The sequence below is a fragment of the Natronococcus sp. A-GB1 genome, assembly GCF_029688845.1.
Lineage (GTDB): Archaea > Halobacteriota > Halobacteria > Halobacteriales > Natrialbaceae > Natronococcus.
The window spans coordinates 110,124-130,642 of the sequence record NZ_JARUKW010000001.1 but is presented as its reverse complement, the minus strand read 5'-3'; the positions used below and the strand labels follow the sequence as shown (position 1 = coordinate 130,642).

20 protein-coding genes and 1 tRNA gene are annotated in these 20,519 nt (G+C 65.1%); 15 read left to right on the top strand and 6 right to left on the bottom strand.

Translation table 11 applies throughout. From position 1 onward, the window contains the following. Positions 1–200: 200 nt before the first annotated feature. The 9 genes from QA600_RS00625 to argF all read left to right on the top strand — a co-directional run bounded on the left by QA600_RS00625 (position 201) and on the right by argF (position 9,275). The gene (locus QA600_RS00625; protein WP_278290044.1) at positions 201–1,424 is read left to right on the top strand and encodes an argininosuccinate synthase; all 1,224 of its coding nucleotides are present in this window, start codon (positions 201–203) and stop codon (positions 1,422–1,424) included. A gap of 1 nt (position 1,425) precedes the next feature. Further along, complete coding sequence (argH, locus tag QA600_RS00620; RefSeq protein ID WP_278290043.1) at positions 1,426–2,901, top strand: argininosuccinate lyase; 1,476 nt, start codon at positions 1,426–1,428, stop codon at positions 2,899–2,901. 207 nt (positions 2,902–3,108) lie between these two features. Then, the gene (gene lysW, locus QA600_RS00615; RefSeq protein WP_005554620.1) at positions 3,109–3,273 is read left to right on the top strand and encodes a lysine biosynthesis protein LysW; all 165 of its coding nucleotides are present in this window, start codon (positions 3,109–3,111) and stop codon (positions 3,271–3,273) included. Then, entirely contained in the window at positions 3,270–4,154 is an 885-nt protein-coding gene (gene lysX, locus QA600_RS00610) for a lysine biosynthesis protein LysX (RefSeq protein WP_278290042.1), read from the top strand. The genes lysW and lysX overlap by 4 nt, the downstream gene beginning before the upstream one ends. Continuing rightward, positions 4,154–5,230, top strand: a complete 1,077-nt coding sequence (gene argC / locus QA600_RS00605) for an N-acetyl-gamma-glutamyl-phosphate reductase (RefSeq protein WP_278290041.1) — start codon at positions 4,154–4,156, stop codon at positions 5,228–5,230. The genes lysX and argC overlap by 1 nt, the downstream gene beginning before the upstream one ends. 1 nt (position 5,231) lies before the next feature. Continuing rightward, positions 5,232–6,107: an acetylglutamate/acetylaminoadipate kinase gene (locus QA600_RS00600; protein ID WP_278290040.1), complete on the top strand. Its 876-nt coding sequence runs from the start codon at positions 5,232–5,234 to the stop codon at positions 6,105–6,107. Further along, positions 6,104–7,258 carry an aminotransferase class III-fold pyridoxal phosphate-dependent enzyme gene (locus QA600_RS00595; RefSeq protein ID WP_278290039.1) on the top strand — a complete coding sequence of 385 codons (1,155 nt, stop codon included), beginning with the start codon at positions 6,104–6,106 and terminating at the stop codon, positions 7,256–7,258. Before QA600_RS00600 ends, QA600_RS00595 begins: the two co-directional genes overlap by 4 nt. Then, the gene (locus tag QA600_RS00590) at positions 7,255–8,367 is read left to right on the top strand and encodes a [LysW]-lysine hydrolase (protein ID WP_278290038.1); all 1,113 of its coding nucleotides are present in this window, start codon (positions 7,255–7,257) and stop codon (positions 8,365–8,367) included. Before QA600_RS00595 ends, QA600_RS00590 begins: the two co-directional genes overlap by 4 nt. Continuing rightward, positions 8,364–9,275 carry an ornithine carbamoyltransferase gene (gene argF / locus QA600_RS00585; protein ID WP_278290037.1) on the top strand — a complete coding sequence of 304 codons (912 nt, stop codon included), beginning with the start codon at positions 8,364–8,366 and terminating at the stop codon, positions 9,273–9,275. Before QA600_RS00590 ends, argF begins: the two co-directional genes overlap by 4 nt. A gap of 20 nt (positions 9,276–9,295) precedes the next feature. On the opposite strand, the gene QA600_RS00580 is transcribed toward argF, so the two are convergent. Then, positions 9,296–9,766, bottom strand: coding sequence for a histidine kinase (locus QA600_RS00580; RefSeq protein WP_278290036.1), 471 nt, complete (start codon positions 9,764–9,766; stop codon positions 9,296–9,298). A 130-nt stretch (positions 9,767–9,896) separates the two neighbouring features. Between QA600_RS00580 and QA600_RS00575 the strand changes: the two genes are divergently transcribed. From QA600_RS00575 to QA600_RS00560, 4 genes are all read left to right on the top strand, one after another. Then, positions 9,897–10,145 carry a hypothetical protein gene (locus tag QA600_RS00575; protein ID WP_278290035.1) on the top strand — a complete coding sequence of 83 codons (249 nt, stop codon included), beginning with the start codon at positions 9,897–9,899 and terminating at the stop codon, positions 10,143–10,145. A gap of 34 nt (positions 10,146–10,179) precedes the next feature. Next, positions 10,180–10,557 (top strand): helix-turn-helix domain-containing protein, encoded by a 378-nt coding sequence (locus tag QA600_RS00570; RefSeq protein WP_278290034.1) that lies wholly within the window; start codon positions 10,180–10,182, stop codon positions 10,555–10,557. Between the two features lie 71 nt (positions 10,558–10,628). Further along, entirely contained in the window at positions 10,629–11,906 is a 1,278-nt protein-coding gene (gene thrC, locus QA600_RS00565; protein ID WP_278290033.1) for a threonine synthase, read from the top strand. 136 nt (positions 11,907–12,042) lie between these two features. Next, a complete protein-coding gene (locus QA600_RS00560) occupies positions 12,043–12,933 on the top strand; it encodes a transcription initiation factor IIB family protein (RefSeq protein ID WP_278290032.1) in 891 nt (296 codons plus the stop codon). A gap of 12 nt (positions 12,934–12,945) precedes the next feature. On the opposite strand, the gene QA600_RS00555 is transcribed toward QA600_RS00560, so the two are convergent. Both QA600_RS00555 and QA600_RS00550 read right to left on the bottom strand, forming a co-directional pair. After that, positions 12,946–15,594, bottom strand: coding sequence for an ATP-binding protein (locus QA600_RS00555; protein WP_278290031.1), 2,649 nt, complete (start codon positions 15,592–15,594; stop codon positions 12,946–12,948). An 87-nt stretch (positions 15,595–15,681) separates the two neighbouring features. Then, positions 15,682–16,377, bottom strand: coding sequence for a DUF502 domain-containing protein (locus tag QA600_RS00550; RefSeq protein WP_278290030.1), 696 nt, complete (start codon positions 16,375–16,377; stop codon positions 15,682–15,684). A 121-nt stretch (positions 16,378–16,498) separates the two neighbouring features. Between QA600_RS00550 and QA600_RS00545 the strand changes: the two genes are divergently transcribed. Then, positions 16,499–16,750, top strand: a complete 252-nt coding sequence (locus tag QA600_RS00545) for a hypothetical protein (protein ID WP_278290029.1) — start codon at positions 16,499–16,501, stop codon at positions 16,748–16,750. Positions 16,751–16,886: 136 nt separating this feature from the next. Here the strand turns inward: QA600_RS00545 and QA600_RS00540 are convergent, their stop codons facing one another. Next, positions 16,887–17,081, bottom strand: coding sequence for a cold shock domain-containing protein (locus QA600_RS00540; protein WP_005554594.1), 195 nt, complete (start codon positions 17,079–17,081; stop codon positions 16,887–16,889). 843 nt (positions 17,082–17,924) lie between these two features. Then, a tRNA-Pro gene (locus QA600_RS00535) sits at positions 17,925–17,997 on the bottom strand. Positions 17,998–18,080: 83 nt separating this feature from the next. Here QA600_RS00535 and QA600_RS00530 point away from each other — a divergent pair. Next, complete coding sequence (locus QA600_RS00530; RefSeq protein WP_278290028.1) at positions 18,081–18,338, top strand: pro-sigmaK processing inhibitor BofA family protein; 258 nt, start codon at positions 18,081–18,083, stop codon at positions 18,336–18,338. Between the two features lie 58 nt (positions 18,339–18,396). Here the strand turns inward: QA600_RS00530 and QA600_RS00525 are convergent, their stop codons facing one another. Next, positions 18,397–20,463 carry a DEAD/DEAH box helicase gene (locus QA600_RS00525; protein ID WP_278290027.1) on the bottom strand — a complete coding sequence of 689 codons (2,067 nt, stop codon included), beginning with the start codon at positions 20,461–20,463 and terminating at the stop codon, positions 18,397–18,399. Positions 20,464–20,519 lie beyond the last annotated feature (56 nt).

The following is a 20,519-nucleotide window of genomic DNA, read 5'->3' as shown; positions in this document are numbered from 1 at the left end:
TTTCGCTACTGCCGGAGCCGTCACGCCGCGACGACCTCGACGACCGGGCCTTTGAGCCCACCCTATACCCTACCTCCTCGTCCCGAACCTGCGAAAATCCAAAAACTCCAGTTTTTCGACGTAGCGTAGCCTACAACTTTAATTTCCTAAACTAAGAACGACGAATTTAAGTCTATCCTCCCGCTCCACTCGAGTAGAACATGACACGCGTTGCACTCGCGTTCTCGGGGGGACTCGACACGACCGTCTGCGTCCCGCTGCTCGAAGAGGAGTACGGATACGACGACGTTATCGGCGTCACCGTCGACGTCGGCCAGCCGGAGTCGGAGTTCGACGAGGCCGAGGAAACCGCAGAGGCGCTCGGACTCGAACACTACGTCGTCGACGCGAAAGAGGAGTTCGCGGATCTCTGTTTCGAGAGCGTCCGCGCGAACGCGACCTACCAGGGCTACCCGCTAGGGACCGCACTCGCCCGCCCGGTGATCGCCAGCGCCATCCTCGAGGTCGCCGAGGAGCAGGACTGTACGGGTATCGCCCACGGCTGTACGGGGAAGGGGAACGACCAGCTTCGCTTCGAGGCGATCTGGCGCGACTCCGATCTCGAGGTCATCGCCCCCGTGCGCGAACTCGGGCTCACGCGCGAGTGGGAGAACGAGTACGCCGAGGAGAAGGACCTGCCCGTCGAGGGTGGCGGCGGCGGCAAGTGGTCGGTCGACACCAACCTCTGGAGCCGCTCGGTCGAGGGGTCGGAACTCGAGGACCCGAGCTACGTTCCCGGCGAGGAGATCTACAACTGGACGCAGGCTCCCTCGGGCGACACCGAGGAGATCGAGATCGAGTTCGACGAGGGCTACCCGGTCGCCATCGACGGCGAAGCGTACGAGCCCGTCGAACTCATCCAGCACCTCAACGAACTCGCGGGCGCCTACGGCATCGGTCGCACGGACTCGATGGAGGACCGTATGCTCGGGCTGAAGGTCCGCGAGAACTACGAACACCCCGCGGCGACGACTCTACTCAACGCCCACGAGGCCCTGGAGGGGCTCGTCCTCACCCAGGAGGAACGTGAGTTCAAGCAGCTGATCGACCAGAAGTGGTCGAAGAAGGGGTACGAGGGCCTCGTCGACGCGCCGCTGGTCGGCGCACTCGAGGGCTTCATCGCCGAGACCCAAAACCGCGTCACCGGGACGGTGACGATCCGCTTCGAGGGCGGCCAGGCCCGTGCGGTCGGCCGCGACAGCAAGTACGCCGCCTACTCCGCCGAGCACGCCTCGTTCAACACGGAGACGGTCGGCAAGATCAGCCAGGAGGACGCCACGGGCGTCGCGAAGTACCACGGCTTCCAGCGCCGTCTCGCAAACGAGTCGATCGCCGCGAACCAGGACGAGGAGGTCGAGCTCGCGACCGACGGAGGCGAGGAGTAAGATGAGCGGAGAGGAAGCTCCCGACGCGGACGGACTGGACGACACAGGTGTCGTCCGACGGGATCGCTTCAGCGGCGGCCCCGCACGGAGCTTCCTCTCCTCGCTTGCGGCCGACGAGCGGATCTTCGAGGCCGACCTCGAGGTCGACCGCGCCCACACCCTCATGCTCGCCGAACAGGGGATCCTCGCGGACGACACCGCCGGGGAGATCCTGACGGCGCTGGACGCGATCGAGGTCGACGGCCACGACTCGCTGCCCGACGGTGAAGACGTCCACGAGGCCATCGAAACCGCCGTCATCGAACGCATCGGAGAGGAGGGTGGGAAGATGCACACCGCCCGCTCGCGCAACGACGAGGTCGCGACCTGCATCCGCTACCGCCTGCGCGAGGACGTCCTCGACGCCGTCGAGACGACACTCGCGCTGCGCGAGGCGCTGCTCGACGTTGCCGACGAGGGCCGAGAGACGATCATGCCCGGCTACACGCACCTTCAGCCGGCCCAGCCGACGACGGTGGCTCACTGGGCGCTGTCCTACGAGGGGGCGGTCCGTCGCGACACCGAACGCCTGCTCGACGCGTACGGACGGATCAACGAGTCGCCGCTGGGCGGTGCGGCGTTCGCGGGGACGACGTTCGATATCGATCGCGAGCGCACGGCCGACCTGCTGGGCTTTGCTGGAGTCGTCGAGAACTCGATGGACGCTTCCTCGAGTCGGGACTTCCTGCTCGAGACGACCCAGGCGCTGTCGACCCACGCGACGACGCTGTCGGGACTCGCGGAGGACCTCATTATCTTCGCGAACCGCGGGTTCGTCGACCTCGCGGACGACTACTCGTCGACGTCGTCGATCATGCCCCAGAAGAAGAACCCGGACACGCTCGAGCTCGTCCGTGCGGTCGCGGGCGACGCCGCGGGCGGCGTTCAGGGGCTGACGACGACGCTCAAGGGGCTGCCCCGCGCGTACAACCGCGACTTACAGCGGGCGACGACCCACGCCTGGGAGACCGTCGACGCCGTAACGGAGGCCGGCGAGGTCGCGGCGGGCGCGGTCGCGACGGCCGACTGGAACGACGAGGCGCTCGCGGCGGAGGCCGGTGCGGGCTTCTCGACGGCGACCGGCGTCGCCGACCTGCTGGCGGCGAACGGACTGCCGTTCCGGACGGCTCACGAGATGGTCGCCCACGCTGCGGAGAACGGGGGAGACTACGACGCCCTCGAGGCCGCCGCAGGGGACGTACTGGGCGAACCGCTCGAGTCGTTCGTCGATCCCGCCGCCGTCGAGGACGCCCTCGACCCCGAGGCGAGCGTTGCGAGCCGGGACTCGCGGGGCGGACCCGCTCCCGAGGCGGTCACCGACCAGCTCGAGTCGGCTCGCGAGACGCTCGCGGCCGACGAGGCGACGCGGGCGACGACCGACGAGGTGCTCGAGGACGCCCACGCGGCGCTTCGTGAGGAGGTGAACCGGTATGTCTGATCGGTTCGCCCCTCGAGACCCGGTTCGGCCGAGCGTGGCGACCCCGCCGCCGTCCCCGCCGGGGGACGATACACAACCTGAATGATACGAGGGACAAAATCTGCCGGAAAACGCCAGTCACACACCGTTAGTGTGTAGTGCGTCTATTGTAACTTTTCTGTTAGGTTCGAAGGTTTTAAGGGTACCGCGGTCCCAGTGTGGAGTACAATGACAGAATGCGTCGAGTGTGGGGCGGAAGTGTCCCTGCACGACGATCTGGAAGTGGGAGAGATCGTTGACTGTACGACCTGTGGAGCCGAGCTGGAAGTCGTCGACACCGAGCCGCCAGTCCTCGAGCGAGCCCCGGAGCTCGAAGAGGACTGGGGTGAGTGACCTTGCAGATAGGAATACTCTACTCCCGGATCCGCAAGGACGAGAAGCTCCTCCTCTCGGAGCTGCGCGAGCGCGACCACGAGGTCACGAAGATCGACGTCCGCAAGCAGACGTTCGACATCGGCGAGGCTCCTGAGGCGTTCGCCGACCTCGACGTTGTCGTCGACCGCTGTCTCGCCACGAGCCGCAGCCTCTACGCGACGCAGTTCTTCGAGGCCTACGGTATCCCCGTGGTCAACAGCAACGAGACGGCCGAGATCTGTGCCGACAAGGTCAAGAACAGCCTCGCACTCGAGAAGGCCGGGGTCCCCACGCCCGCGACGAAGGTCGCGTTCACCAAGGAGACCGCCCTCGAGGCGATCGAGGAGTTCGGCTACCCCTGCGTGCTCAAACCCGTCGTCGGCTCCTGGGGTCGTCTGATGGCCAAGATCGACTCCCGCGACGCCGCGGAGGCGATCTTGGAGCACAAGGCGACGCTCGGCCACTACGAGCACAAGGTGTTCTACGTCCAGGAGTTCGTCGAGAAACCCGGCCGCGACATCCGCGTCGTCGCGATCGACGGCGAACCCGTCGCGGGAATGGTTCGCTCGTCGGACCACTGGATCACGAATGCCGCAAAGGGTGCGGAGACGAACGTCTTCGAACCTGACGACGAAGCCACCGAACTCGTCGAGAAAGCCAGCGACGCCGTCGGCGGCGGACTGCTGGGTATCGACCTTATGGAGACGGACGATGGGTACACCGTCCACGAGGTCAACCACACCGTCGAGTTCAAGGCGCTCAACGACGCCGTCGAGACCGACATCGCGGGAACCGTCGTCGACTGGCTCGAGGAGAAAGCCGCCGAGAACGACTCCCAGGAAGTCGAGGTGACGTTCTGATGGCCGTCGGTACCGACGCCAGCACCGAGGAGTCGAGCGAGACCGTCACCGCGACCGTCATCGGCGGGAGCGGTTTCACGGGTGGAGAACTCCTCCGACTGCTCGCCGGCCACCCCAACTTCGAGCTCGCGGAAGTGACGAGTCGCTCGAAGGCCGGCAAGAGCGTCGGCTCGGTTCACCCGCCGCTTCGCGGGACCGACCTACGCTTTACCGAACCCGACGATCTCGAGAGTGTCGACGTCCTCTTTGCGGCAACGCCACACGGCGTCTCGATGGGGCAGGTCGACGAGTTCTTCGAGGTCGCGGATACGGTCGTCGACCTCTCGGCGGACTTCCGCCTCGACACCGAGGAACAGTACGAGGAGTGGTACGACGGCCACACCGCACCCGAATACCTCGAAAAGGCCGAGTACGCGCTCCCCGAGGTCAATCGCGAGAATCTCCCCGGTGCGGAGCTGATCGCCGGCGGCGGCTGTAACGCCACCGCCACCATTCTCGGACTGTACCCGTTGTTCGAGCACGGAATTCTCGAGGGCGGCGAGCAGGTCGTCGTCGACGTGAAGGTCGGCTCTTCGGAGGGTGGTGCCGGCGGCGGCGAGGCCTCGAGCCATCCGGAGCGCTCGGGCGTCGTTCGCCCCTACGCGCCGACGGGACATCGTCACGAGGCCGAGATCGAACAGTTTCTGGACACCTCCGTGGCGTTTACCTGCCACGCCGTGGACATGATCCGCGGCGCCAGCGCGACGGGCCACGTCTTCCCGTCCGGGCCGGTCTCGAAGGGCGACCTCTGGAAGGCGTACAGAGGATGCTACGAGGACGAGCCGTTCGTCCGCATGGCCGCGGGCGGCTCCGGCGTCTACCGTTATCCGGAACCGAAATCCGTGGCAGGGACGAACCTCGCCGAGGTCGGCTTCGAACTCGACCCATCGAACAAGCGGATCGTCGTCTTCTCGGCGATCGACAACATGATGAAGGGCTCTGCGGGACAGGCGGTCCACGCAGCGAACATCGCGCTCGGCTTCGAGGAGACGGCCGGACTCGAGTTTACGGGGCTCCACCCCGTGGGGGCACCCTGAGATGACCGTGGTAGTGAAGATCGGCGGCGCTCGCGCCGTCGATCCTGAAGGTGCGCTCGCCGACGTCGCCTCCCTCGTCGAGGACGGCGAGGATGTCGTCCTCACGCACGGCGGCTCGACGGCCGTCGACGAGACTCTCGAGGACCTCGGCCAGGAGCCTACCTACGTCGAGACGCCTGGTGGCGTCGTCGGCCGCTTCACCGACGAAGACACCATGGACGTCTTCAAGATGGTGATGCCAGGCAAGCTCAACACGGATCTCGTCGAGAGTCTACAAAACGAGGGCGTCAACGCCGTCGGGCTCTCGGGAACGGACGGCAAACTGCTCGAGGGCAAGCGAAAATCGGCCGTCCGCGCGAAGGTGGACGGCAAGAAGAAGATCCTGCGCGGCGACCACTCGGGGAAGATCGAGTCGGTCAACGCCGATCTGCTCGAGACGATGCTCGAGGGCGGGTACACGCCCGTCGTCTCGGTCCCGATGCTCGGAGCCGAAAAAGGCGGCGGGTACACCGCCGTCAACGCCGATGCCGACCGCGCCGCGGCGGCGATCGCGGGTGCGCTCGAGGCCGACCTGGTCGTTCTCACCGATGTCTCGGGGATCTGCGAGGATCCCGACGACGAGTCGACGAAGATCGAGTCGGCCACGACCCCGGAGGAGTTCGAGGCCGTCACGGACGCTGCCGAGGGGTTCATGACCAAGAAGGTCATGGCCGCCAAGGAGGCCCTTGATGGTGGCGCCTCGTCGGTCATCGTTGCGACGGCGAACGCGGACGCACCGATCTCGAGTGCGCTCGCAGGCGAAGGGACGACCCTCGAACCCGGCGTGCTCGCCGACGACGAAACGGACGCGGAAGCCACACAGGAGGCCACGAAATGAGCGATCACGACTTCATCTCCGGCAGCAAGCCGATCGGCATCGAGCGCGGCGAGGGACCGCACCTCTACAGTACCGACGGCACGGAGTACCTGGACGCCGGCGCGAGCTACGCCTGTACGCCACTGGGCCACAGCCATTCCGCGGTCGTCGACGCGGTCTGCGAGCAGGTCGAGAAGCTGACGTTCGTCGACTCCTCGTTTCCCGTCCAGTCGCGCGAGGACGCTTACGCCGCGTTCGTCGCGGCCACACCGGAGGAACTCGAGTCGGCCTGGTTCTGTAACTCCGGGACCGAGGCCAACGAGGCCGCGCTGAAGTTCGCCCGCTCTGCGACCGGCGAGTCGAAGATCATCGCGGCGACCCGTTCGTTCCACGGCCGGACGATGGGCTCGCTCGCGGCCACCTGGAAGGACAAGTACAAGAAGCCGTTCGAGCCCCTGGCCGGCGACGTCGAGTTCGTCCCCTACGGTGACGGGGAGGAGCTCGCCAACGCCGTCGACGACGAGACCGCAGCGGTCATCCTCGAGCCGATCCAGGGCGAGGGCGGGATCAACGTCCCACCTGCGGGCTACCTCGAGACCGCCCGCGAGCTGACCGGGGAGGCCGGCGCGGCGCTCGTCTTCGACGAGGTCCAGACCGGGATGGGCCGCACGGGCTCGATGTGGGCCTGCCAGAACGCGGGCGTCACGCCCGACGTGCTCACCGCGGCGAAGGGCCTCGGCAACGGCCTGCCCGTCGGCGCCGTCGCAGTCCAGGACTGGATCGCCGACGGCGCGGCCTCGCACAACGCCACGTTCAGTGGCGGCCCCGTCGTCTCCGCGGCGGTCCACGCGACGATCTCGACGCTGGTCGAGGAGGAGTGGCCCGCCCACGCCGCCGAGATGGGCGACTACCTCGTCGACGAACTCGAGGCTGCCCTCGGCGACGCGGTCCGCGAGGTCCGCGGCGAGGGACTGCTCGTCGGGATCGAGCTGAAACGTGGTGCGAACCGCGTCGCCCGTGATCTGGCGATGAACCACCAGATCCTGGCGCTGCCGGCGGGTCGGACCGTCCTGCGTCTGCTGCCGCCGCTCGTGATCGACGAGGACGACGCGGATCGGCTCGTCGACGCGCTGACGGAAACCATCGCGCCCGAAGCCACACCCGAATCATGAACGCGAGTACGACCGGTGCGACCGACGTCTCCCGGCAGGACGCCCGGAACCTGCTGGTCGATCTCGTCGCGATCCCCTCGCCGACCGGCGAGGAACGGAAGGCGGCCGAGCGTCTCGTCGAATTTTTCTCGGCGAACGGCCGCGAGGCCTGGATCGACGAGGTCGGCAACGTTCGCGCGCCCGCGGACGACGCGGCTCTCCTGACCTCTCACGTCGATACGGTTCCGGGCGAGATCCCGGTCGAGGTCCGCCCCGCGGACGCAGAAGACGTCGAGGACGAGGTCGCCGACGAGGAAGGTGAGGACGTCCTCTGGGGTCGTGGCAGCGTCGACGCCACCGGCCCGCTGGCCGCGATGGCCGTCGCCGCCGTCCGAACGGGCGTCTCCTTCGTTGGCGTCGTCGGCGAGGAAACGAGCTCCCAGGGGGCTCGCCACCTGGTCGTCGACCGCGAGGAACCCGACGCCGTCATCAACGGCGAGCCGAGCGGCACGACCGGGATCACGCTGGGGTACCGGGGCTTTCTCTCCGGCACCTACGTCGCGACCAGCGAGTCGGGCCACACCTCCCGACCCGAGCCCAACGCGATCCAGCACGCCACCGAGTGGTGGACGAACGTCGAGGCCGCCTTCGAACAGGACGAGTACACGCCCGTCTTCGAGCGCGTGACGGCAAAACCGGTCGACATCGACGGCGGGATCAGCGAGGACGGGCTCTCCGTCGAGGCGACCCTGCAGGCCCAGCTTCGGATCCCTCCGTCGCTCGACGCCGAATCGGTCCGCGAAACGGCCGAGGCCGAACTCGAGATCGGCACCGTCTCCTGGGCCGAACCGATTCCGCCCGTGATGGAAAGTCCCCGAACCGAGGTCGCTCGCGCGTTCCGCGCGGCGATCCGCAAGGAGGGCTGCGATCCGCGGCTGGTTCGAAAGACCGGAACCAGCGACATGAACCTCTACGCCGGCGCGTGGGGCTGTCCGATGGTCACGTACGGCCCGGGAAACTCCGATCTCGATCACGCGCCTAACGAGCGCCTCTCGCTTTCGGAGTTCGATCGGTCGGTCGACGTGCTGACTCGGGTCGCGACGACCCTCCGCGGAGGCGAGAGCAAATGAGTGAGCCGCGGCACTTCCTCGAGATCGACGACCTCTCTCGCGAGGAGCTACAGGTGGTACTCGAGCGCGCGGAGCGGTACAAACGTGCCCAGGAAAACGGAGAGGATCACACCGATCTCTCCGGCCAGACCCTCGGCATGATCTTCCAGAAGCCGAGCACGCGAACCCGGGTCTCCTTCGAAACGGGAATGACTCAGCTCGGCGGCCACGCGGTCTTCCTCGGCGCCGACGACATCCAGCTCGGCCGTGGTGAGCCCCTAAAAGACACCTCGAGAACGCTCTCGCGGTACGTCGACGTCGTGATGGCTCGACTGTTCAAACACGACAACGTCGAGGTACTCGCGGAATACTCCTCGGTACCTATCGTCAACGGTCTGACCGACGATGCCCACCCCTGTCAGACGCTCGCCGATCTGCTGACGATCCGCGAGGAGATGGACGGATTCGACGGCGTCTCGGCGGCGTGGGTCGGCGACGGTAACAACGTCGCCCAGTCGTTCGTGATCGGCGCAGCGCTGGCCAACATCGACCTGACGATTGCGACACCCGACGGCTACGGCATCGACGACGCCGTCCTCGAGCGCGCTCGCGAACTCGGCGGCGACCCGACGACGACGACCGACCCCGTCGACGCGGTCACCGATGCGGACGTCGTCTACACCGACGTCTGGACCAGCATGGGCCAAGAGGACGAGTACGACGTCCGGATGGACGCCTTCGAAGGGTTCCAGGTCAACTCGGAGCTACTCGAGGGCGCGAACGACGCCTCGGTGATGCACTGTCTGCCCGCCCACCGTGGCGAGGAGATCACCGACGCCGTCATCGAGAGCGACCGCTCGGTCGTCTTCGATCAGGCCGAGAATCGGCTCCACGCCCAGAAGGCGCTGTTAAGCTGGCTTCTCGAGTAGCCAGCCGCCCGTTTTCCGCGTTAGCGCTCGAGGAACCCGTACGCCGCACCGAGGACGACGCCGTAGACGGCGTGGCCCACCAGACTCCCGACGTCGATGTTCGGCAGCGGCGGTGCCATCGGGAAACCGACGAGCGAGAGCCAGACTGGCATGACCACGACCGCGAGGCTCGCCCAGACGACGACCCCGTAGGCGAGGCCGAGACTAGTCGTTCGAACGACGCCGCGCTGCGACTGGCCGGTAATCGTAAGCAGGGCGGCGAAGACGACGCCGATCACCGCGCCGTGAGAGACGTGGACGATCCAGCCGACGAGTCCGCCCTCAAGCCCGTACATCGCGGGAATTCCCATCTCGAGCATCGCGGGCATCTGGACCGCCATCAGCGCGCCGAAGGCGATCGCGCCGGCGATTCCGCCGACGACGCCGGCCTGCCAGGACTCGAATGCGGTCCCGGTTCGTTCGTCCGTCCGAGTTCGTACTTTGGATGCCATGTAATAGCAGTGGGCTCGAGGGTGCGTAGCGGTATCCCGGTCTGGCACCGGCGATGCACGAACGTCGAACCGACCGTAAGAACGGTCGGGACGCGAAGGTTCTTTGACCGCGCTCGCGCAGCTCGTACCGATGACTGACCCGCTTCGAATCGCCACAGGTGACCTCGAGTTCGACGCGATTCTCGAGGCGATCCAGAGTGGTCGCCGGGTCGTCGTCAGCATAACGACCTTGGGCGACGAACACGAGGTCACGCTTCGATACGACGGCTCGGTGTACTACTGCGATACGCCGACGCGATTACACCGCCACCAGAGCGAGCGCGAGATGCGCACCTGCATCCGAAACATGGGGTACGGAGCGTCGCCGTCCGGAGAGTGAGTGACTCTTTCACGTACGAGGTCGTAGGAAGCGTATGGCGCCCGATCCCGAACACCGCCTCGGCGAACTGATGGAATCGTCGAACCCGTCGTTCGAGACGGTGATGAGCTGCGTGTTCGGGATCGAGCCCCACGAGACGCGGACCTACCTCGCGCTCGTCGATCAGCCCGGGAGTACGATCGACGAACTCGAGGGCCCGCTCGAACGCGACCGGAGCACGATCAACCGCGCGATGGCGACGCTGTACGAACGCGGACTGGTTCGGCGCGATCGCCGCCTCCTCGAGGGCGGGGGATACGTCTACCAGTACACCGCCGTCACACTCCCGGAAGTCAGGGCGATTCTCCACGGAGCCCTCGATACGTGGACGGCGACGGTTCACGACGTGATCGATGAGTTCGACGGCGAGTAGCGGTCTCCTGAGCGGTGGCAGCGCTCACGCCAATCAGCCCACTTTTCTCCGTCGCCTCCCACGTTCAGGTAATGAGTCTCAGTCTCTCCCCGGACGAACCCGCCGTCCCGAACGACGCGACCGACGGTGTCTGGCTCGAATGTATCGACTGCAGCGAGACGTTCGCTCCCTTCGAGGACGTCCGCTACACCTGTGACGCCTGCGACGGCCTGCTCGAGGTCCGCTACGCCGACCTCCCGACGTTCGACGACTTCGAGGGACGAGGGGTGTGGCGCTACGCCGACGCCCTGCCGCTCGAGTCGGGAGTCACGACCCAGGAGGGAGCGACGCCGCTGTACGAAGTCCCGCGACTCGAGGACGACCTTGGGCTCGAGGCCGTCCGGATCAAACACGAGGGGATGAACCCCACCGGGAGTTTCAAGGACCGCGGGATGACCGTCGGGGTGGCCGTCGCGAAGGAACTCGGCGTCGATCGGCTGGCCTGCGCGTCGACGGGCAACACCAGCGCCGCGCTTGCAGCCTACGGCTCCCGCGGCGGAATGCAGACGCTCGTGCTCCTTCCGGCAGGGAAGGTGGCCGCGGGCAAGGTCGCCCAGGCGAGCCTTCATGGCGCGCGTATCCTCGAGGTCGACGGCAACTTCGACGCCTGTCTCGACATCGTCCAGGAGCTCGCGGCCGAGGGCGAGGCCTACCTGTTGAACTCGCTGAACCCCTTCCGGCTCGAGGGCCAGAAGACGATCGGCCTCGAGATCCTCGAAGCGTTCCGCGACGACTACGGCACGTTCCCCGACCGAATCGTCCTTCCGGTCGGCAATGCGGGAAACACCGCGGCGCTGTACAAGGCGTTCCGCGAACTCCTCCAGGCGGGCGCGATCGACCGCGAGGACGTGCCGAAACTTACCGGCGTCCAGGCCGCAGGCGCCGCACCGATGGTCGAGGCAGTCGAGAACGGTTCGGACGAGGTTCGGCGCTGGGATGACGTCGAGACCCGAGCGACGGCAATTCGGATCGGGAATCCGGTTAACGCCCCAAAGGCGCTGCCCGGGATCCGCGAGACCGAGGGGACGGCGATCGCCGTCTCCGACGAGGAAATCACCGAGGCCCAGCGCGACCTCGCCGGCGAAGGCGTCGGCGTCGAACCCGCTTCCGCGGCCTCGGTCGCCGGCCTGCGGAAACTCCGCGCGGAGGGGATCGTCACCGAGGACGAGCGAGTCGCCTGCCTCACGACCGGTCACTTGCTCAAAGACCCCGACGCGGCGGCTGCCGCTGGCGACGACCCCGAACCCGTTCCGGCGACGACTGAGGGCGTGCTCGAGCACCTCACGGGCGAGAGCCGGCCAGGGCGATAGCTCCACCGCTTTTGATCGACCGGCAACCGACCGGTTCGGACGAAACCCAGATTTAATTTCAGTGGTTTCTAGAGGAAATCTTATATTTTAAGTAGCAGGGCGCGCCATAGTTTTTCCTAGCTGGTGAATATTACCAATGGCTGCAGATGATTCGAACGGGTGCTGTTCCGAGTGCGGCGGACGACTGCGGACGACGGAAACTGAACGTATCTGCGAGGAGTGCGGTCTCGTCTCCGGAGAGGACGCTATCGACCGCGGACCCGAGTGGCGAACGTTCGACGACGGTCCCGACCGACGTCGAACCGGTGCACCGTTGACGCGGTCGCGACACGACCGCGGACTCTCGACCGAGATCGGCTACGGAACCGGTTCTCGTTCCCGCCTAACCGGCCGTAAACGGCGCCAGATCGCCCGACTTCGTCGGGAACACAACCGCGCTCGCATCTCCACGAAAGCCGACCGAAATCAGGTGTACGGGTTCACCGAAATCAAACGGGTCAACGCGTTGCTCTCGCTTCCGGACTCCGTCAGAGAGCAAGCCTGTTCGCTCTTCAAGTCTGCTCAGTCCGAGGGGCTGCTTCAGGGTCGGTCGATCGAGGGATTCGCTGCGGCCACAGTGTACGCTACCTGTCGAATCAACTCCTTCGCCAGAACGATCGACGAGATCGTTGCAGTCGCCCGCGCCGACGAGGCCGAACTCAAGGCCGCCTACGACGCGTTGAACCGCGACCTCGAGCTTCCAACGGGGCCGATCGATCCGACGCAGTACCTGCCGCGGTTCGCCACGAAACTCGACCTCGAGACGACCGTCGAGAACCGGGCCCGCGAACACGCGACAACGCTGCTCGAGAACGGCAGCGTCGGCGGTCGAAACCCTAGCGGCGTCGCCGCAGCCTGTCTGTACAAAGCCGCCGCCGAGCGCGAGGAGTGGCCGTCGGTGACTCAGGTCGACGCGGCCGACGTCGCCGACGTCGCGCCCGCGACGATCCGGTCGACGGCGCTCGACATCGACGAACAAGGGCGGTAGCGTCCGTCGGCGCTACGTCGTCCGGAGCGTATCAGTGCTCGGCTCGTAGACCTCGCCCTTCTGTTTGAGCTTGTCGATCTCGTGTTCGGCCTTCGACTCGTCCAGGCCGATCTCGTCGGCGCGCTCGAGAACGATGTCGACCGGCGCACCCTCGTCGTACTCCTCCTCGATGTCGCTGATCAGTCCCTTGATGTTCTTGATCCGGTCGCGCTGGGACTTCGAGGTGCCGGCCTCGACGATGTCGGCGTCGAACTCTCCCGTTTCGGGATCGACGCCGATGTCCTGCAGACACGAGCGCACGATCTCGACGACCTGCTCGGCGTCTCGTTGCTCGACCGTATCGGAGAGGCGCACCCGGGCGCTTGCCTCCGAGAGGCGAACGAGCGCCTCGAGCTTTCGAGCCGTGACGGGAACGGGGGCGTCCTCGTCGGTTCCCTTCGCGCGCAGGTCGACGTAGAAATCGCGGATCGTCTTTCGGGCCTCCTCGGTCATCCGCGGGTGGCAGTTCTGTTTCGCGTAGGCGATGTACTTTCGGAGGAGCTCGGCGTCGATGACGGGATCGACCTGCTCGGTCATCTCCTCGATCTCCTCTTCGCTGACCTCGAGGGAGGTCATCTCCTCGCGCTGGGTCGTCAGCTCCCCCGCGTAGTTGGTCGTGAGGATGTGCTCGGCGAGGTTCTTGTCCTTCTCCTCGTCGGGCTGGTCCGTAACGGTAAAGATGAGGTCGAACCGCGAGATCAGGGCCGGCTCGAGGTCGATCTGCTCGCCGATCGGCTCGTACTGGTCGAATCGACCGTACTTGGGGTTCGCGGCGCCCAGCAGCGAACAGCGGGACTTGAGCGTGGCGTTGATGCCGGCCTTCGAGACCGAGATCTTCTGTTGCTCTAAGGCCTCGTGCATGGCCGAGCGGTCCTCGCTGCGCATTTTATCGAGCTCGTCGACTGCCGCGATCCCCTGATCGGCGAGGACGAGCGCACCGGCCTCGAGAGTCCACTGCTGGCCGTCGCCGAAGTCGTCGCGAACCGCTGCTGCGGTGAGACCCGCCGAGGACGAACCCTTGCCCGAGGTGTAGACGGAGCGAGGAGCGATGTTCTGGATGTAGCCCAGCATCTGGGAGTTATGTGAGATGACTCCGTTCGAGACGTAGTTGTGCGTCTCTTCGATCTCGAGGTCGTACACCCATTCGTAGTCGGGTTCGAGGGAATCGATCGAAACGATACGATCGGTCTCGGCACTTCCGTGGGCGGTTACCGTTCCGCCATCGGCGAGAACGGATCTCTCCACTTCGGCTGCTCGGCTGACCGATCCCGTCCCCGTCGATGTCACGGCGACGGAATCCCCGACCGACAGGTTATCCGCACGAACTGCCTGATAGCCGCCGGCAGTCGGGACGAACAGTGGATGTGATGGCGTCACCTCCAGTTCGCGCCCGCTCGAGGTCCGAATCCGATACATCCGATCGGGAGCCTCACGCTTCCAGACCTTCGTCGCCTGCTGTGGGGCGATCGAGCCGTCGTCCTGCAGCGACGGCACTTCGAGATCGATCTCGTCGTACCAGCCGTCGTCGATCGGTTTCGGGTCCTCGAGGTTCGCCTCGACGAGTTCGCGGATCGGAACCGTTCGTCCATCTGAGAGGGCGACCTTCGAATCGCCTTTTAAACACTTCCCGGTACCCGGATCCCCGATCAGTAGCATATGCAGGTCGCCGCGGATCCTCGAGCCGTCGGGCAACTGCTTCGTCACGCCCGAAAAGAGCTGGAGGATCATCGCGAGTTTCTCCTGTTCGTAGCCGTAGATCGAGGGGGCGATCGAGCCGACCATCTGCTCGTAGATGTCGTCGCTCGAGGAGAGCCGGACGATCTCCGCTTTGTCCTCCTCGGTGATGTCCATGTCCTCGAACTGCTCCTCGTCGATGTCGACGGACATCCCCTCCATGTAGAAGTCGAACACCGGAGACTTGTCCTGGCCGTCGCCCTGTTGCTCGAGGCGGAGGACGCCGGTCGTGGAGACGTGATCGCCGGGAGTCACCTCGCCGGTGATATCGTCCTCGACGTGGACGTCGAGCGACTGGGGTGTCTCGCCGCCCCTGAGGCCTTCAGGACTCTCCTGAATGCGCAGTTTCTGGGAGTCGACGAACTCCGACTGGTCGAAGTTCACGCGGAAGGGCCCCTGGCGTTCACAGCCCTGGCACTCGTGGGGTTCCTGGAAGTCACCACTGGACTGGGGGACTCGCGTGAGGGTCCCACAGAGCTGGCACTCGAAGGCGGCCTCCTCGATCTTCGGGCGAACGTCGGTCGCCTTTCGGACGATCCCTCGAGCCTGCACGAGGGAGTTCATATCGCGGGCGCGGATCTCCCGGATCTCGGGCGACTCGGTTTCGGGGAGGTTCCGGATCCGAACGTGGGCCTGGCCGAGGCTGACGTCGATCGGCAGGTCGTACAGCCGCAGGGCCTCTTCGGCGTAGCGCTGGAGCTGTTCGGGCTGGGCGAGGAAGTCGTCAGCCAAGTTCGGATCGTACCGGTAGAGATCCTGCCAGTCGACGTGGAGCGATCGCTGCTCGTTGGGGTACTGCTGCGCAAGCTGCTTGATTTCGTTGTCGTAGTAGTTGCGGAAGAACTGCTCGAAGGAGTCGACGAGTTCAGAATTTCCCGCTTGCGCCATTGCACTCTCGTAGGGTCGCCATCGTGTATAAATGGTTGCAAAGCGGGGCGAAACTGATCGCGGTCGAAGTCTCGAGCGACCGTGGTCTCACCTCTGGCTCGAGCCGAACGGCCTGTCGTTGGCTGCCCGTTCGTCCGCGTCGTCGGCCGTCTCCGTACCGAGTTCGTCGACGGAGACGCCGAGTGTCGCGATCGACCGGACGGCTTCCTCGACGGTGATGTCGACGTCGTAGACGTGTTCGGCCGAGACGTGCATTACGTAGCCGTTCGTCGTCGGATTCGGTCCCAGCGGAACCATGATCGTCATCATCTCCTCGCCCCCGACGGTTTCTTCGATCTCCGTCGGAGTATCCGCCGTCAAAAAGCCGAACATGTAGGCGTCGTCGTGGGGAAACTCGACAAGCTTGACCTCCTTGAACTGGTCCGTCTCGTCGTCGACGAGGATGTCGCTCGCTCGTCGGACGCTCTCGTAGAGCGTGCTCACACCGGGAATCGTCTCTACCGTCGCGTGAACCCGCCTCGAGAGGTGTTTCCCCGGGGTGTGTTCGGCAATGAACCCGATCACCAGGAAGAATCCGACCAGCGACGCTAGCGTCGTTAGCTGGATCACGATCCGGGGCGGCTCGTTCGGCCAGACGTACTGTACGCCCGCGACGATCGGCGAGAGGATTCCGAGGACGAAATCGATAACGACGAGCAACACGAGCAGTGTCACGACGAGCGGGATCGTCAGAATGATGCCGTTGACGAGCCAGCGCTTCGGTCGTTCGGAGACCGCTACCATACGGCCAATTTTGGACGGTCGGTAGAAACAGTTCGGGTTGCACGTGTCGTCTCCTGACTTTCGTTCGTTCTCTGACTCCGACCGTAGATGTGTTTTTGTTCGCTGGGCGCGTACCGGCCGTATGACCCCCCGATCGGCATCGCGTTCGGAAGCTACCCGTCAACGGGCGGTAATCAACCGCCTCGAGGCGACCACGAAACGCCTCGAGACGATCGAGAACCGACAGCGCCAGCTCGAGCGAACGATTGCGGCGCTGGCCCGGGAGACTGGTCTCTCCGTCGGCTGTCCGTGCACGCGCTGTAGCCGAAGCTTCACGCTCGTGAAATCCGGCGTCGTTTACTGCCCGGAGTGTGGGTACAGACACACCCTGTGAGCGACCGGCTTCGGGGCCGCCAGCGGGTCGTCCTATCGTCGCCACTACTCGGGTGAAGTGCGTCGATCGAACGGCGATCGTTCGATCGGTGTAGAAATCGGTTCGGTCGCCGTTCGGCGACCGGATACCGGATTAGTTACTCGCGAACGACGTTCGTCGCGCGCGGACCCTTGGGGGCCTGTTCGATGTCGAACTCGATCTCGGTTCCCTCAGTCAGGTCCTCGCCGCCGACGTCTTCCATGTGGAAGAACACGTCCTCGTCAGCATCCTCAGTCTCGATGAAACCGTAACCGCCTGTGTCGTTGAAGAAGTCAACCGTACCGTTTGCCATTACGAGTATTCAGTATTCCGGCACACGGTTAAGGCTTGGCTTTCGCACTTCTGAAAGCTACCACGGAGGACAACCGTAAACCGAAAACGCAGAAATCGAGATACTTATGCGAAGGTCGCCGATTCTGTCGGGAGACGCTGCCTGATCCGTCGGCTCTGTCCGGAACGCTCGTCGAGGGCACGCTTTCGGACGCCGAGATTCCGACGCCGACGGTGTCGTATCGATCTCGCGCGGGGAATCCCTCGAGCATCATCTGGTCTACGAACACAGACTGCGCGAGCCGGCTGACCAGCCGGCTCGCGTCCGAGTGAGAGACCGAAGTGTTCGGCGTCGAGGAGTGACGCGATTCGGCCGCCGGCGACCGATAGCGTCGGTCGCGCGTTTTTCCAAGATGTGTCGTCGAAGGGAATGCCTCGAGGAGTTCCTGGTGTGTGTCGGAATCGGGATCGTCCGAATCTGAACTATACTCGAGAACCTGCGTTCGCGCAGAACCTCGGCTCCTACAACCCCGATCGCTCGTCACGAGCTCGCCGCTCGCGACAACGGGGGCGCTGGGTTTAAACCACGGTCGGAGCAGGGCAGCTCCCTGATTCGAATCTCCGCTCTTCGTATCATGCCACTCACAAGCTCGTTCGCACCGGGAGTATGGGATCGCCCGGATTCTGAACCACGCGAACGGCTCGCGATGCTCGCCGTTCTCTATAGTAGCCACTGAAAGTCAGTGCGCATCCGATCGCACGACGGCTGTGCGATCGGTGTGCAAACAGTTTCAGTTGTTACTATAATTCAAATCCGCGCTCTGTCAGATTGCTGCTACTCGCGGAGTTGCTCGCAGCAGAAGTATGGGATCGCCCGGATTTGAACCGGGGTCACGGGCACCCAAGGCCCGAAGTATACCAAGCTAACCCACGATCCCGTATCATCCTTTCCGGGTGGATCGTTTAAAGGGTTTCGTTCCGTACCGAACGCCTTTCCTCGCTTCGCTCGCTACGCTCGAATATGGTCACAGGACTCGAGATTCTCCTACTGGTGCTCGTTCTCGCTGCCGTCCTCGGCGCAACGACGATCATCCAAACCGTCCGTCCGTTCATCGTCAACGCAGTCGTCGGCCTGCTCGTGTTGTTTCTGGCGCAGGCCGTCTTCGGTGTCTCGGTCGCGATCACGCCGATCGCGCTCCTGATCGTCGCCATCGGCGGGCTGCCCGGTTCGCTGTTGGTGTTGCTGCTCTCGCTGTTCGGCGTCGCCTTCGTCCCCTGACTCGAGAAGTAGTCCGTTTCGTCCACCGTCTCCGTTCTCACGTCTCTTCACCGAACTCCTACAGATCGTCGTCCCGAAGCTCGATATCGGCGATCAGGTCGTACGGGTGGGCCTCCTTCCGAATTCCGTCGACCAGCGAGAACGCCTCGCCGGGCGAGAGGAAGTGTTGGGTGACGACCTGACCGAGCGGTGTCGGCTCGAAGCCGTCGATGAAGCCGTACTCGAGGAGCTTTCCGATCGCGTGTTTGGTCGGCACCTCCCCGAGCATCCGACCGTTGAGGCGCTTGGCGGCCTTGCCGCCGACCACGATGTTCGCCAGCGTCTCCTCGACGGCGGCGTCTTCGTCGTAGTGGGTCATTACGGACTCCATCTCCCCCTTGAGGAGCTTGAACGCGACCTCGTCTTCGGTCATCTCCATCGAGCCGTGGTACGAGCAGTCGGGTTCGACCAGCACGTACACCTTCCCCTCGTCGTGGTAGTCGGGACGACCGGCTCGCCCGAGCATCTGGTGGAACTCCTGGACCGAGAGCCACTCGATACCCATCGCCAGCGAGTCGAAGATCACCTGCGAGGCGGGGAAGTCGACGCCAGCCGCGAGGGCGGCAGTCGTCACCACGGCGGACAGTTCTTGCTCGCCGAACTGGCGCTCGACCTGCTTGCGGCGGCCGTAGTCGAGCCCGGCGTGGTACGGCGCGGCGGAGTACTCGAGCTTGCGCGAGATCTCGTGACACCGCCTGCGGGAGTTGGTGAAGATGATCGTCTGGCCGCGGTACCCCTTCGAGGACTCGGTGTCGAACTCCCGCTTGACGAGTTTGTTCTCGATGCGAACCTTCTCCTGGCCGTCGGCGAAGGTGACGTGACGCTCGATCGGCACGGGTCGCTCCTCGAACTCGATCAGCGTCGACTCGAGGACCTCGGCGAGCTGTTCGGTGTTGCCGACGGTTGCCGAGAGGTAGACCCACTGAGCGCCCCCGTAGTCGTCCCGTCGGGCCGCGCGCTGCTCGGTGGTGTGTTTGAGCCGCGAGATCAGCCCGTCGAGTCGGTGGCCTCGCTCTTCCTCTTTGAGGGTGTGAACCTCGTCGATGACGACGGTCCCGATGTCGCCGAGGTCCTTGCCCGTCCGCAGCGCGTGGTCGATCCCCTCGTAGGTGCCGACGATGACGTCGGCGTTGGGGTCGAACCGGTTGCCGTTATCCGTGACCCGACTCGCACCCACCCGGAGGGAGACGTCGACGAGGTGGCCGTACTCGTCCTCGAAGTCCTCGTGTTTCTGGTTGGCGAGCGCGACGAGGGGGACGAGAAACAGCATCTTCCCCTTGCCGTTCAGAACCCGGTTGAGCCCGGCCATCTCGCCGACGAGCGTCTTCCCGGTCGCGGTCGCGGAGACGACGAGCTGGTCCTCTCCATCGAAAAGGCCGTTCTCGACGGAGAGGCTCTGGACCGGGAGCAGGGTCTCGAATCGGTCCTCGAGCAGTCCTTGCAGCCCGGGATGGAGGCTCAGCGAGTCGGTCCGGACGGGGTCGACCTCGTCGGTCGTCGCCGAAATGGTGTCGAACTGGGTGAGGTCTGGGTCGAGCTGTCCCTGCAGCAGGTTGACGATCCGCTGGAGGTCCTGGACCTCGAGCATCAACTCCTCGAGTCGTTCCTTCGCGGCCCCGGTGACCGCCCCGCCGCCGGAAAAGGAGAGCTGACGCTCGAGCTCCTGGCGGGCGCAGTCCCGGCAGATCCAGTCGGTGTCGTCTTTGACCGCGGTCTCGGTCGTCACCGGCGAGTACCGTCCCGCGGAGGCGCAGTAGCGACAGGTCCGGACGGCCTTGACCTTGTCCTCGAGCTGGTAGCCGGCGAACATCTCGGTGAGCTCGCGACGCTTCTCGGACGGAGTCTGCTCGGAGATGCGGATGCGCTTCGCTCGACGGGCGAGCTCGACGAACTCGTCGGGCTGTCGGGGTTCTTCACTCGAGCCGTCCTTCAACCGGAACTTCGCGGGCCGGGGACCCGCGGAGGTCTCGGAGAGTCCGAGCTTCGCCCGGAACAGCCGCTTGCCGTCCCGCTGGACGACGACGAGGTAGTCGCCGCCCGTCTCGTGACAAAAGATCGTTTCGACGTCCTGGACCTGCTGCGACACGGGATAGTATAGTCGGCTGGCGTACTTGAGCGGTTCGGACTCGTGCTCGTCTCGGT

Coding starts and splice junctions, on each gene's coding strand:
- QA600_RS00550 (WP_278290030.1), bottom strand. CDS start 16,377: ATGGTAGCGGTCTCCGAACGACCGAAGCGCTGGCTCGTCAACGGCATC.
- argC (WP_278290041.1), top strand. CDS start 4,154: ATGGCCGTCGGTACCGACGCCAGCACCGAGGAGTCGAGCGAGACCGTC.
- argF (WP_278290037.1), top strand. CDS start 8,364: ATGAGTGAGCCGCGGCACTTCCTCGAGATCGACGACCTCTCTCGCGAG.
- QA600_RS00580 (WP_278290036.1), bottom strand. CDS start 9,766: ATGGCATCCAAAGTACGAACTCGGACGGACGAACGAACCGGGACCGCA.
- QA600_RS00600 (WP_278290040.1), top strand. CDS start 5,232: ATGACCGTGGTAGTGAAGATCGGCGGCGCTCGCGCCGTCGATCCTGAA.
- QA600_RS00590 (WP_278290038.1), top strand. CDS start 7,255: ATGAACGCGAGTACGACCGGTGCGACCGACGTCTCCCGGCAGGACGCC.
- QA600_RS00560 (WP_278290032.1), top strand. CDS start 12,043: ATGGCTGCAGATGATTCGAACGGGTGCTGTTCCGAGTGCGGCGGACGA.
- QA600_RS00545 (WP_278290029.1), top strand. CDS start 16,499: ATGACCCCCCGATCGGCATCGCGTTCGGAAGCTACCCGTCAACGGGCG.
- argH (WP_278290043.1), top strand. CDS start 1,426: ATGAGCGGAGAGGAAGCTCCCGACGCGGACGGACTGGACGACACAGGT.
- QA600_RS00530 (WP_278290028.1), top strand. CDS start 18,081: ATGGTCACAGGACTCGAGATTCTCCTACTGGTGCTCGTTCTCGCTGCC.
- QA600_RS00625 (WP_278290044.1), top strand. CDS start 201: ATGACACGCGTTGCACTCGCGTTCTCGGGGGGACTCGACACGACCGTC.
- lysW (WP_005554620.1), top strand. CDS start 3,109: ATGACAGAATGCGTCGAGTGTGGGGCGGAAGTGTCCCTGCACGACGAT.
- QA600_RS00555 (WP_278290031.1), bottom strand. CDS start 15,594: ATGGCGCAAGCGGGAAATTCTGAACTCGTCGACTCCTTCGAGCAGTTC.
- QA600_RS00540 (WP_005554594.1), bottom strand. CDS start 17,081: ATGGCAAACGGTACGGTTGACTTCTTCAACGACACAGGCGGTTACGGT.
- QA600_RS00575 (WP_278290035.1), top strand. CDS start 9,897: ATGACTGACCCGCTTCGAATCGCCACAGGTGACCTCGAGTTCGACGCG.
- QA600_RS00595 (WP_278290039.1), top strand. CDS start 6,104: ATGAGCGATCACGACTTCATCTCCGGCAGCAAGCCGATCGGCATCGAG.
- thrC (WP_278290033.1), top strand. CDS start 10,629: ATGAGTCTCAGTCTCTCCCCGGACGAACCCGCCGTCCCGAACGACGCG.
- QA600_RS00570 (WP_278290034.1), top strand. CDS start 10,180: ATGGCGCCCGATCCCGAACACCGCCTCGGCGAACTGATGGAATCGTCG.